A 13,200-nucleotide genomic window follows, 5' to 3' on the forward strand; every position below is an offset into this window, starting at 1 on the left:
ATAAAAATTTATTCAAACGTTTTGAACTATATCTAAATAAATACGAACAAATAAATTATTGGAGATTTACCTAGATTGAAACAAAACAATAGTATTGCATTGCTTGTAATTGCTCACAAGCTTTACAGATATTACTTTGTTCAATTGAGTTTTATTTAGATTTAAGACACAACCTGCTTTTAATAAGTTGATAAATAAAAAAAGTTTGTTTGGATAAAATAATCACAAAATACTTAGTTTTATTCAGAAAATTCAAAATTTTATATCTTTTGATTAACCCATTCACTATTCTTTCGATAGAAGCAAAATTTAGAAAAGCTTGAGATGATTTAGATGTACGCAAAAAAACGTTAAAGAAAGTTTTGCAGCGTATACGAGACGTGTAAATCTTGATTCAGAGATACACCTATAGCGTAAATACTATTATTTATTAGGAGGTCAAGAATGACAGCTTATACAAATACCAATAATATCGATTATAAAAGAGCCGCTGGTTTATTTTATAGCCGCGAAGAAGCAGAAGCAGCGGTTCGTGGATTGAAAGATGCAGGTTTCGATCAAGATAGAATTTCCGTGATAGCGCGTGATGCCGACAAAGTAGAAGGCGTTCAATCAACAGAAAATGTTGGCAATAAAGCTGATGAAGGTGCTGCTGCTGGAGCCTTGACTGGTGGTGCATTGGGCGGAATTACTGGTTTGCTCGTAGGTTTAGGAGCCTTGGCAATTCCCGGCATTGGCCCGATTATATTTGCTGGTGCTGAAGCAACTGCGATCGCAACAACTTTAGCCGGTGGTGCAATTGGTGCAGCAACTGGTGGATTGGTTGGTGCTTTGGTTGGATTAGGTATTCCTGAAGAAAAAGCCAAAGTTTACAATGATAGAGTTTCTGGCGGTAGCTTCTTGGTAATGGTAACTGGTACCGAAGCTGAAGTAAAACGTGTCGAAACAATCATGCAGCGCTGTGGTGTTGAAGAATTCGGAATTTATAATGCACCAAATCCACCCGCACCAACTGCACAGGCTGTAGCTAAAGCTCCCGTAGCACCTGCTCCGAAACCAGAAGTTACAGACAACAACAACGTCAAGCTTTACGAAGAACGTTTGGTAGCAGATAAAGAGCGTCATAAAGCTGGTGAAGTTTCTATCGGTAAGCACGTTGAAACAGAAACAGCCAAAGTAGCCGTTCCCGTTGAGAAGGAAAGAATAGTTGTTGAACGTACCACTCCTACAAATGAAAGAGCAGTGACTCCGGGAACAGCTAATTTCTCTGGTGGAGAAGTTGCTCATGTCGATATTTACGAAGAATCTGCTGATATCAATAAAGAAGCATTCGTTCGCGAAGAAGTAAGAGTTCGTAAAGAAGTTGAGCGCGAGACTGTAGAAGCACAAGAAACACTTCGCCGTGAAGAATTAGATATTGATGTTGATGGTAAGACTGAAATTCGTAAAGATCGATAAAAATTAAGTGGAAGAAATTAATGTTGCAAACAGAGTATTAATTTAATTAGTTTAAATTTAAAACTGTAAAAACTCTGTTCGCCATCTTCCATCTAGAATTAGAAAAAAATTCTTAGATTTAGTTAAAAAAACATAGTGAGGAGAGAAAAAATGAAAAAATTAGCAACATTAGTATTAGGTAGTATTTTACTTTTTGGTTCTGCTGCTTGCGATAATAACACCGCAAAGACTAGTGCTGACGCTCCCGATTCTATTAACGGTAGTGTAGAACAAGCCGGCACAGTAGAAGAAACTTTAGAAGATGGTTCCAGCGAAATCCGCCAAGATCAATTAAATGCCGATATTAGAGCTAGAGAACAACGTAACGATATAGTAGGTGATCAAACCGATAGAGCAGATGCTGATATAGCAAGTGAAGTACGCTCTAAATTAGAAGCTAATATCCCCCGTGCAAAATTGATTGTTGAAGCTAAAGATGGTGCAGTATCAATCGCAGGTACAGTTCCCGATCAAAAAGAGTACGAAACAGTTGAACCTTTAGCTAAAGAGATTCTCGGTGTAAAATCTGTGAAAACAGACGTTAAAGTCGTACCACCTACTAACTAATTTATCTTTTTATAACAAAATATATGGTAATCTCTATATTTAGGATTACTTAAAAATGATTTTTTAACGCAGAAATTATCAATAGAATAATTCTGCCTAAGTTTTTTATATTTGTAAGTGGGGAAAAAGTTTGTTATTTAATAGTTGGGATGCTCTACAACATACGTTACTAGTTGGAACACTTGGCTATATAGCCGTAATTTTCCTGATGCGTATTTCCGGTAAGCGGACTTTATCGAAATGGAATTCCTTTGATTTCATTATTACTATTGCATTCGGTTCGCTGTTAGCAAGTCTCATGTTATCGAAAGATACTTCCTTAGCACAAGGAGTATTAGCAATTGGAATGTTAGTATTATTTCAATTTATTATTACTTGGATTTCTGTACGTTCTAATATATTCCAAGGATGGGTTAAAGCAGAACCGACTTTATTACTTTTTCAAGGTGAATTTCAGCATCATGCTATGCGACATCAAAGAGTAACAGAAGGTGAGGTATTAGCTGCATTGCGTACAAATGGGTTAGCAGAAATAGAGCAAGCAGAAGCAGTAATTTTAGAAACAGATGGTAGCTTTAGCGTTATTAAGAAACTTAAAGATTCTTCAGCTTCTGCACTACTTGATGTTAAGGGTTATCCGAAACAACAAACTGCTTAGATTTAATAGAATATTTCCGACGTTGCAAAAGTCATGATAATAATATTCTGTTATAGGATAAAATTTAATAGATAGCTCGGCTAAATTTTAATCAGTTAGGAACTTAGTTTGCAACAGAATTTGTTATTAATCTTGAACAAGCTTTGCTTAGACTGGCTTGCTCTTTTCGGCATAATTATTAGTCGATACTTTTTAATCTGCGGGGGAACGCATTTACTTTTCTATTTTATTTTATTAAAACCTCGCCGTCAGCCTTTGCTATGGGAAAAGATTAAAAAAGATATGGAATTATCGTTATTATGCGCGGTAATTTTCGCTTTTTGCGCGGCATTAGTTATAGCAGGATACGATTTAGGATTTACACGTTTATATACTTCTATAGATAAATATGGATTGTGGTATTTAGGCGTTAGTTTTATTGCGTTACTTATTTTTCAAGATGCATATTTTTACTTTATGCATCGATTATTTCACCATCCCTTACTGTTTAAAAAGCTACATTACGGACATCATCGTTCCGGAGAGCCAACACCTTGGACATCTTTTGCATTCGATCCAAGTGAAGCATTTATACAGGCTGTTTTCTTTGTAGGCATAATTTTTGTATTACCACTTCATTACATTCCTTTGCTTACAGCGTTGATAGTAATGAGTGTGTGGGCAGTATTTAATCATATTGGATTTGAGTTATTTCCCTCATCCTTTTATTCAAATTGGTTAGGAAAATGGTTTATTGGCTCAAAACACCATCTAATACATCATCGTAAATACACCTTACATTACGGACTATATTTCACATTTTGGGATAAACTTTTGGGTACTCAAGATGCGAATTTTGACAATGAAAAATTAGCTTCAATTCAAAAGCAGGTTTAACGTAATTTCTCTCGTACTTCCATTAATATTTTCCCCAGCATATTCTTTCCGGTACCATTTTTACCGCAACCCCAGTAATAATCCCCTGGTGCATTTTCGATTATTTCTTCATCACCAGTTGAAAGTAGAATTGCGCGGATTTCGTCATGAGTTTCAAATTTTTTTAAAACAGCTTTTCGCATCACATCATCTTTTACTTCTTCCCAATCAGCACGTAAAGGACGTTTTCTATCTCTTCCCATCGTGGCAGTTTGTTTAGGGGTTTTAGCTTGCAGAATTTCTTCTAAATGACGAGGATAAATAGAGATATTTCGTAATCACCATAATTGAATGTTGGGTTACGGTGCTGACATCATTTTTTTGTTAAATATCATGATTATTCAAGCACCTAACCCAACCTACGAACTACGAACTTTTTATAATTTTTATTTATTTGATTGATTTAAACCCACGGAGGTGGGTTTTGCCTGTATAGAAGCGGTTTCAACCGCCAGATATTCTTTATCAAAATTAATCTAGGTAAAATTGCGGAAAATTATTTCATGAGCGAGAATGTAGGCAAAAAAAGGATTTTGCACTCAATAATAATTAGAAGACATGAAACCCAAACCCTTACAAAATATTTCTCGCCGTCGCTTTTTGCTAAGTAGTACTATTGCAACTATCGGAATCATTGCCACAAACTTTTTACAAAATAAGAGTTTTGCTCAAGCACCGGCTATTATTACATCGGATAAAATGCGTCCAAAAATACCCTACGGTGTTGCTAGCGGCGATGTTAATGCAAATAGCGCGGTTATTTGGAGTCGTAGCGATAAACCGGCTCGAATGATTGTTGATTATGCAACTAATGAATCTTTCAAGAATGCACGGCGAGTTATTGGCCCTGCGGCTTTGGAAGTTAGCGATTTTACAGCGCGAGTTAATTTGAATAATTTACCAACTGGAGAGCAAGTTTTTTACCGCGTTGTTTTTCAGGATTTGGCAGATATCAATACTTACAGCGCTCCTTATACGGGAAATTTACGCACTCCCGCACAAAATGACGATATATTCTTTGCCTGGTCTGGCGATACTGCCGGACAAGGTTGGGGTATTAATCCAGACTTTGGCGGTATGAAAATCTACGAAACAATCCGGCAACTCAAACCGGATTTTTTTATTCATTCTGGCGACTATATCTATGCCGATGGGCCAATTGAGAGTACGGTGAAGTTGGATGATGGCAGTATTTGGAAGAATATTGTTACCCCGGAAAAGTCCAAGGTTGCGGAAACTTTACAGGAGTTTCGCGGCAATTATGTTTATAATTTGCTTGATGAAAATGTGAAGCGGTTCAATGCTGAAGTTCCGCAGTTGGTGCAGTGGGATGACCACGAAACTGTTAATAATTGGTATCCCGGCAAAATGTTAGATGATGACGATCGCTACAAAGTTAAAAGCGTTTCATTGTTAGCAGCCAGAGCTAAACAAGCCTTTATGGAGTATACACCCATACGCTTTGACGATAACGATCCAGAACAAATTTATCGTTCTTATAAATACGGATCAAATTTAGAAGTATTTATGTTAGATGAGCGCAGCTACCGAGGACCGAATACAGCTAACCGTCAGCAGCAGGCAAGTGCGGAAACGGCGTTTTTAGGTAATTCTCAGGTGCGCTGGTTGAAAAATCAATTACTTTATTCAAAGGCAACTTGGAAGGTTATTGCTTCCGATATGCCTATCGGGTTGTTAGTCAAAGATGGTGAAACCAAGTTTGAAAATGCATCTAACGGTAATGGTGAGCCGTTAGGGAGAGAATTAGAAATTGCTGATTTATTACGTTTTATTAAACAGAAAAATATCCGTAACGTGGTGTGGTTAACCGCTGACGTACATTATGCAGCAGCCCATTATTACGACCCCAACAAGGCACAGTTTAGCGAATTTACACCATTTTGGGAGTTTGTCGCTGGCCCTTTGAATTCCGGTACTTTTGGGCCAAATCAGCTAGATAATACTTTTGGCCCGCAAGTAAAGTTTCAAAGCGTAGACTCGACAATCAAACCAAATAGATCGCCAAAAGATAATTTGCAATTTTTTGGTACGGTGAAAATCAACTCTCAAACCAAAGTTATGAGCGTTGCGCTGCATAATCTTGAAGGAAAAACCCTTTACAGCGTAGATTTACCGGCTTCGTAATTTATAAATCGTGATTCGCAATTGTGAATAACTTATAATTTTGGATTTTGGATTTTGGATTTTGGATTTTAGATTATGGATTTTGCATTTATGCATATATTCCAGGAATACAGGCTTTAAAGCGTTGTAAATTCAAATCAAAAGCCTACTTTACCTCACCCCAGCCTTCTCCTTACAGAGCTACCGCGTACACACATCTTGTAAGATCCCCCTAAATCCCCCTTTTTAAGGGGTAATTTAACTTTGATTTCCCTTGTTTTCAAAAGGGACTTTAATTCCAATTCCCCGCTTATTAAGGGGGGTTAGGGGGGATCAAAACGCTATAAAACAAACTTAGAAGACTTATGTGTACGCGGTTTGTAAGGAGAGGGAGTCAGAAGAAATAATCCAAAATCTATTAGCTTGTTCATAACTACGAATCACAAATTATTAATTAAGATTTTGGGTAATGTGGTTGTTCTGCGTGAATTGGTGGGTGTATGTCAAAATGTGATAGCGGTCTATAGCTGTACTCTGAATCGGATTCTTTTTGAATATGTTTTTTGATTGCATCTAAATCAACAAAGCAGTCGGCAACATCAATTAAGCTTTCACTAGTCATTGAACGCAAACTAACTACTTCAACTCTGGAACCTTGATAGGAGACTGCATTTACTGCATAAGCTAAATCGCCATCACCGCTTACTAAAACCGCAGTGTCGTAGTAAGGGGCTAAATTCATCATGTCTACAGCAATTTCGACATCAAGATTGGCTTTTTTAGAACCATCTGGGAATTGCACCAAATCTTTGGTGATGACGCGATAGCCATTCCGACGCATCCACAATAAGAAACCCTGTTGTTTCTCGTTAGTTGGATCTACTCCCGTGTAGAAAAATGCACGCAACAATTTTGAATCTTTTGCTAAGCAGCTAAGTAGCTTGGCATAGTTAATTTCAATTCCAAGCTGCAATGCTGCATAAAATAAATTTGCACCATCGATGAAAATTGCTACTCTGCCGCGATTCGGACAAGTGAAAATACTGCCATCCGGGCTAATCTCCGGTGTTTCCATATAGTCGTCGGGAAGATCAGGAACAGGAGGAGCATCAGGAACTATCAAATTGGGTCGTTGATATTCTGGTCTTTGGTATTCTAATTGCTGTTTAACTGGTCTTTTTGGTCTTTGTGCTTGAGTAAAACTATTAATAGTCATTGATACCTCTGAATGTAAAAACAGGTAATTTTTTTGATTTATGACGAGAACGAGATAAAGTACGGGATTTTTAATCCGAAGAATGCAAATGGTTTAAAGTAATATTCTATGAACTTCACGCTTGTCCACATAAAGTATTCGGCATATTTACTAACAATTCAGGAACAATCCCTTATTAGCAATTGCAGCAAAGAAGGCTTTGGCTGCCGATTACAAAACTGATATTAACCGAAGTTGGGTAAGTAATATTACAGGTTGACAATTCATTTTAAAGGTTATAACTCAAAAATGTCTGTTTTGAGTATATTAATAAAACTAATTGAAATAATCTATGTGAATATACGGTTGTAAATCCACTTAGAAAATATTTCAAAATTAGCCTTTGACTGCCAATTATATTCATATTATGTAATGCAGAAAAAACGTTTCTTAATGATTTGATAAGTATTCACAGAGTAAAACACCATTTCGGGTACTTTTATCTAATTAAAGCTATTAACTATTAGCTATCAGCTATTAGCTGGCAATTTGATGGGGATTTGACCCTAACAAGACGGCTTGCACCGTCTCTACTACGGTAGGGTCTTAAACCCACTAGTAGCTGAAAGCTGAAAGCTCGATAAATTTTCGGATAAACTTTAATATTAAACATTTTAAAATTCGCTTTTATTTGATATCTAGCCCAATTCAAAGCTATATCGCCTTGTCTAACCTATCTTTACTTTAAACTATCTAACTTATCGAATTATCTTATATATAAGTATTTTAACGGTTTAACAACGTTTAACTCTAAGTTAACATTTGTTTATGATATTTAAGTGTGGATAATACCGATTCTTGATAAACTTTCATCTTAATATTACTTAACTATCTAATAATAAGCTTTTATATTTGCTGCTAATTCCGCAAGCATATTTAAAGTTCGAGTTTATCTTCAAATCGGTATATTCCTCCTGAGCGCGTTAAGCGTTACCCTAACGGGTCGTTTGCCGCGAGTAAGGCTTGCGTCGCCCGGAGGGCGATACACGGAGTGAGTCGTTAGATAATCGCTCACCTTTATGTATCGCGCTTACTTATCTCGCTCTTCCTAAAGTAGTGATGTACAAAACTGCTTCTTTGTCGGGGATGCCGAGGACTTCATTTACTTTGTCATCAAAGAAGCCACCAATACCGCTAACGCCTAAACCTAAATGAATTGCACCTAAATTAAGTCTTTGCCCTAAATGTCCGGCATCCATGTGCAGATAGCGGTAAACTCGATCGCCGTATTGAGCTACAGCGCTTTTGAGGTCGGCAGTATGGAAAATCACAGCAGATGCGTCTCGCCCCAAATCTTGTCCCAAGCAGAGGAAATGCAACTCTCGTCGGAAATTTTTAAAGCGTATTTGACGCAATTCCTGTGAAGAAGGAGCGTAATAGTAACAACCCCTTTCTAAACCCTCCACTCCAGAAACAGCAATGAAGGTTTCGATTAGACTTAAATCAAAATAGTCTGGAGAGTTATCTAAATTTTGGTCAACATAATTTTGGGGTTGATAAGTGAAATCGAGTAGAGCTTTCAATTCATCAAATTGCAAAGTTTCACCGCTAAAAGCACGAGTAGAACGACGTTTAAGAATCGTTTCTTCTAACTCTTCTAATTTTTTGCCCCAATAAACTGGTTTGGTAGCGGTGGAAATTTTATCGCAAAAACTAAAGTTGTATTTGTCCTCAATCGATTTATCAAGATTCACTTCTGGTAGATTCAAGTTACCAGTGGTACCCGGTTGAATCTGTGTAGCACAATGGAAATAATCAAGCAATTCTCCATCAGGAATTTGGGGAAAATCGGTTTCGGTGGCAGAAGGTAAAGCAGTACGCGCCCTCTCGGATTTTTGCTTGTTATCCTGTAAGTCTTCCAAACCAACAACTGCGATCGCGCCTTCTTGAGAGGAGTTAATATAAAGCAGTTCGTTGACATCTTCATCAACAAAACCGCCGATTAAATGGGGACGATAGCCGGTAAGAGCGCCAGCTAATTCGATATTACCGATCAGATGTCCCGTATCGAGGCAAATTCGACGGTAAGCCCTATCTTGATAACGCCAAGCAGAGCGATAAAAAACAGAAGTGAGGACGATTGCAAGAGTCGCGCTTTGCAACGAAGAATTTTCTAGACAAACTGATTGCAACTTTTCCCAAACATCGCTTTCCCAATAATGCATCAGGGAATGAGTCCGACATTGATAGTTATACAAACCAGGAGGCAAAAGCGGCGTACCTTTAGAAATCAAATACATTTCTGCCGGATACAAGCCTCCTGCAGAAGGAGCAGCACGCAGGTAAATCGTGTTTCCCATCGAAGGCATTCTGGCAGTCAAACCATAGCTGCAAAACAGCAGTCTGGAAAGTCTTTGCCACCATTGCGCTTCTAAATTATTATTGAATGAATTCGGTTGTTCTTTGATATAAGGCTTTAAATCGAAAGTTGAACCAATTTTGTACTCTTTAAAAGGTACTGGTTGTTTAGCCCAATCCAAGCCTTTGTTTTTGACCGATATAGTTTCTGGGTCATACTTAGTGCGTTCGTGATAATGCTGGGCGATTGACTGGCGTAATTCTGGCATAAGTCTTCGGATACGCTTATAACACATATCTTGGCATTCTTAACGGTCATTATTTCGTGATAAAAAGTACAAACCTAAGTTATTTTATTGTTTCGTAAACTTTTATGAGTGGGGATGGGTATTGGCAATAGGGCATGGGGCATAGGGAATTGGATACGAATTTCTTATTTTTGACTTTTAAAAATTATTTTTTCAGAAAATAAATTACCGAACATTTCAATACTTCTGAAAGTATGTCCGGAAAAGCGATAATTCTATCATTATCTAATTTGTGTATTAAAAAAATGTATCCTCTAAAAAACACGATATATCAAAGATACCGGGTTTATCGATCTTTATTATTAATAGGACTTAATAGCGTCCCCCTTAAAAAGGGGGGTTGGGGGATCTAGAATGTTTAGAACACTACACTTTCCGTTATAGCTGCGTAAGTCCTAATTAATTAAGCCAACAAAATCATATTCGTTAATAAAATTAATTTATCATCGCAATTTTTAGTTGGCTCCCCAATCCCCAATTAGTTAATTATTTTCAGAATTTCTTGATCGCGGAGTTTGCTGTAAACGTTGAGAAGAACGAAATTTACGCTTAAGGAAATAGCCAACAGCAACCAAAATTAATAAATATGGAGTGTAAACTATCAACCAAATACCCAGCTTCATTAATCCAACGGTAAATGCGCCGTTCTGTACTAGTCGAATTATTCCAGGCATCTTGAATTTGTGATGGTAATCCAGGTTGATTGCTAGTAGTAGAAACAGCTGCTTCTAAATTTAATGTAATCGTAGAATAGGCAACTTGATTTTGCAGGCTTTTTAATTGAGCGGCTATTCTTTCAATTTGTTCTCGCACTTTACTAAGTTCTTGAGCAACGCTTAAAATATCTTTGACAGAACCCGATTTATCCATAATTTTCTGTAAATTACTTTCGGTTCTGCGTAAATTACTTAATCTTGCTTGAAAATCAACTATTTGTTCGCCGACATCTTCAGCGCTGATATTACGACTTTGTAAGGTTCCTAATTCTGATAATTCATCAAGAGTTGTTTCCAAAACATTTTGCGGAACTCGCATTTGAACTGAAGCGCTAGGGCGTTTCGAGGAACCACCCAGTTGTCTTTCTTCTAAGCTGAGTAAATAACCTTGTTTTTGATTGATAATTTTCTTTACAGCATCGACACTTCGATCTAAAGATTGAACAATTACTGTCATCCTCGCTTTTTTAATTAGCTGTGGTTTTTTTTGAGGTAATGGTTCGTTAAGAGCAACATCGGCAACTTCTTGAACTGCATCAGATGAGACTATACTCTGCGGTTCGCTATAACTTTTGTCATAAGACTCTGACGCGCAACTCGTCAAAATTAAACTTCCTAAAAAAAAGCTTAGAAATAAACTTGACTTGCTTTTCAACAAACATAGAAAAAAGTTAGTGTAGAATTTAAACATAGTTAACGTATAAATACTGATTAAATTTATAATTAATTTGTTAGTTTCTTGTTATAAGATAACTTGACGGAAACTAATATTTTATATATGTGTCTAAAGTTTTAATCTGTGACAAGGGCTGATAGTCCTACCCCCCTTCATCAATTGAACGCACAGGTCATTGTGTCTTTTTTGTCATCTCCCCCAGGTAAAAAATAAAGACGGGAATATTTTGCGATCAAAATGCAAAACTATAACCTTTGGATGGTTTCTAAACCACTGCTTTAGCTGTTAAACCAATAATGGCTCTGGGGATGAAGTAATATAAATTAAATATAAATATGGAAACCACACAACTTGGAAAAAGCGGTGTTTCTGCAAGCGCGATCGGTCTGGGTGGAATGCCAATGTCAGTTTACGATCGTCCGACGGAATCGCAATCAATAAATGTTATTCATCGTGCCTTGGATTTGGGCATTACCTTTATTGACACTGCCGACTCTTACTGTAAGGATGAATCGGACAAGCATCATAACGAGCGATTGATTCACAAAGCTTTGCAAACTTATAGCGGGGATACCAGTAATGTCATTGTCGCTACGAAAGGCGGTTTGATGCGTCCCGATCAAAGCTGGACTCGCAACGGTAATCCAGAACATCTACGGGAAACTATTCAAGTCAGTTTTGCAGCTTTTGGCGGTAATAAACCCATAGATATCTGGCAATATCATTCACCAGACCCAGATTATACTATCGAAGCATCTCTCACACCTGCTAAAGTTGCCCAGGAAGCAGGAATGATTAATCAAATTGGGGTTTCTAATTTTTCGGTAGAACAAATTAAGCAAGCGCGGGATGTAGTTGATATCGTTTCAGTGCAAAATCAATATAGTCCTTGGCAGCGACAACCAGAAACCGATGGAGTGCTGGAATATTGCGAAAAAGAAGGTTTAACTTTTTTACCTTGGAGTCCGTTTGGCGGTCGTCGTCGCCATGATAATTTAACAGATATTGCAGCGATCGCTAAGTTAGCCGAAGAGAAAAACGTATCGGTATACTGCATAGTTCTAGCGTGGTTGCGTTCTAAATCATCTTGTATATTACCGATTCCCGGTGCTAGTAAAGTCAGCAGCGTTGAAGATTCGGTAAAAGCCGTGGATATTAAATTGTCAGTTTCAGAAGTACAAAAAATCGACAAAGAAACTTCATAGCATTAGTTTTTTTATTTGTAATTAAAGGTAATGATTATTTTAGTATTTATTACCGATGTTTTTTGATGGAAACTTGAAGCTAATCATGAACGGTTTTAATTTAATTAGCTAACAATTTAGATAAAATTATCAAATCAATTGTTTAACGATTATAAGTTAAAAATAAATTAATTGCATATTAAATCATGTCTCAAGTTTATTGAACTTTATAGTTAGAAAAATAATCAGAGAATATGTGTTTTAGACATCATTTTTATGCTTGATTCGCTGCTAAATTTGATTACGTAAACAGAGATAAAAGATCCACCTATGCTGCCATTTAAAATCGTATCTAACACAATAAATAATAACGAATATTATCGCAAATTCATGCGATACCCTTTAATTACTAATTGGGGTTGGCTAATCTCATTCTTGATGGTTTCTGTATTTAATGGCTGTATGATTAACGTATCTCAGGTACAACCACTATTGTTACAGCCAGACCAATTGAAACAGATATTAGTTATTTATTTTGCAATTTATCCGTTAGCTGGTACCGTTTATATTATTTTTAAAAGTACTAAATTATTAGTCGCCGCTTTAATTGCTTCGCAAGTTATTTTAGCTGTTGCTTTATGTTATTTGAAATTGCCTGTTTTAAACCCCCTATTTTTCGGTTTATTAGGTTTTAATATTTTATTATTCGTATTTATATTAATATTTGTATGTAAAACACGCGGAATTGTAGTTCCAGCTTTTATATTAGTTTTTGCACTCGTATTGACATTAGGCGGCTTGGGTAGATTAGCTTTTCATATAGTTTGGTACTGCAACCTCATTGTGACTAATAATAAAGCCGGAAGACAGTTAAGAAGTGCATTAGATAGTTTCGATGCAGCAATGCTAAGTTTGAGCGGAATTGCCGCAGTAGGATTAGCAATTGGATGGGTAATGGGCGGGTTTTCAGGTTGATAATGTAGGAATTCTATTCCCCGTTCC

Annotated in this window: 10 protein-coding genes and 1 pseudogene; 7 read left to right on the forward strand and 4 right to left on the reverse strand. The window is 36.9% G+C overall.

Translation table 11 applies throughout. The features are described from left to right. Positions 1-444 precede the first annotated feature (444 nt). The 4 genes from ACM03V_RS16510 to ACM03V_RS16525 all read left to right on the forward strand — a co-directional run bounded on the left by ACM03V_RS16510 (position 445) and on the right by ACM03V_RS16525 (position 3,598). Positions 445-1,458 carry a DUF2382 domain-containing protein gene (locus ACM03V_RS16510; RefSeq protein WP_414621884.1) on the forward strand — a complete coding sequence of 338 codons (1,014 nt, stop codon included), beginning with the start codon at positions 445-447 and terminating at the stop codon, positions 1,456-1,458. Between the two features lie 150 nt (positions 1,459-1,608). Then, complete coding sequence (locus ACM03V_RS16515; protein WP_414621885.1) at positions 1,609-2,064, forward strand: BON domain-containing protein; 456 nt, start codon at positions 1,609-1,611, stop codon at positions 2,062-2,064. Positions 2,065-2,194: 130 nt separating this feature from the next. After that, a complete protein-coding gene (locus tag ACM03V_RS16520) occupies positions 2,195-2,722 on the forward strand; it encodes a DUF421 domain-containing protein (RefSeq protein WP_414621886.1) in 528 nt (175 codons plus the stop codon). Positions 2,723-3,004: 282 nt separating this feature from the next. Continuing rightward, positions 3,005-3,598 carry a sterol desaturase family protein gene (locus tag ACM03V_RS16525; protein ID WP_414621887.1) on the forward strand — a complete coding sequence of 198 codons (594 nt, stop codon included), beginning with the start codon at positions 3,005-3,007 and terminating at the stop codon, positions 3,596-3,598. Here the strand turns inward: ACM03V_RS16525 and ACM03V_RS16530 are convergent. Beyond that, positions 3,595-3,888, reverse strand: a pseudogene (locus tag ACM03V_RS16530) (NADAR family protein); the annotation flags it as partial. The gene ACM03V_RS16525 and the pseudogene ACM03V_RS16530 overlap by 4 nt on opposite strands. 307 nt (positions 3,889-4,195) lie before the next feature. Between ACM03V_RS16530 and ACM03V_RS16535 the strand changes: the two are divergent. Then, a complete protein-coding gene (locus tag ACM03V_RS16535) occupies positions 4,196-5,782 on the forward strand; it encodes an alkaline phosphatase D family protein (RefSeq protein WP_414621888.1) in 1,587 nt (528 codons plus the stop codon). A gap of 433 nt (positions 5,783-6,215) precedes the next feature. On the opposite strand, the gene ACM03V_RS16540 is transcribed toward ACM03V_RS16535, so the two are convergent. The 3 genes from ACM03V_RS16540 to ACM03V_RS16550 all read right to left on the reverse strand — a co-directional run bounded on the left by ACM03V_RS16540 (position 6,216) and on the right by ACM03V_RS16550 (position 10,942). Continuing rightward, positions 6,216-6,977: an NYN domain-containing protein gene (locus tag ACM03V_RS16540; protein WP_414621889.1), complete on the reverse strand. Its 762-nt coding sequence runs from the start codon at positions 6,975-6,977 to the stop codon at positions 6,216-6,218. 1,073 nt (positions 6,978-8,050) lie between these two features. Beyond that, positions 8,051-9,583 (reverse strand): SagB/ThcOx family dehydrogenase, encoded by a 1,533-nt coding sequence (locus tag ACM03V_RS16545; RefSeq protein WP_414621890.1) that lies wholly within the window; start codon positions 9,581-9,583, stop codon positions 8,051-8,053. Positions 9,584-10,171: 588 nt separating this feature from the next. Continuing rightward, the gene (locus ACM03V_RS16550) at positions 10,172-10,942 is read right to left on the reverse strand and encodes a DUF4349 domain-containing protein (RefSeq protein ID WP_414621891.1); all 771 of its coding nucleotides are present in this window, start codon (positions 10,940-10,942) and stop codon (positions 10,172-10,174) included. A 407-nt stretch (positions 10,943-11,349) separates the two neighbouring features. On the opposite strand from ACM03V_RS16550, the gene ACM03V_RS16555 reads away from it, so the two are divergent. Together ACM03V_RS16555 and ACM03V_RS16560 are read left to right on the forward strand one after the other, a co-directional pair. After that, positions 11,350-12,219, forward strand: a complete 870-nt coding sequence (locus ACM03V_RS16555; protein ID WP_414621892.1) for an aldo/keto reductase — start codon at positions 11,350-11,352, stop codon at positions 12,217-12,219. A gap of 369 nt (positions 12,220-12,588) precedes the next feature. Next, complete coding sequence (locus tag ACM03V_RS16560) at positions 12,589-13,173, forward strand: hypothetical protein (protein WP_414621893.1); 585 nt, start codon at positions 12,589-12,591, stop codon at positions 13,171-13,173. The last annotated feature ends 27 nt before the right edge of the window (positions 13,174-13,200 follow it).

Source organism: Calothrix sp. CCY 0018, assembly GCF_963920925.1.
Lineage (GTDB): Bacteria > Cyanobacteriota > Cyanobacteriia > Cyanobacteriales > Nostocaceae > Rivularia.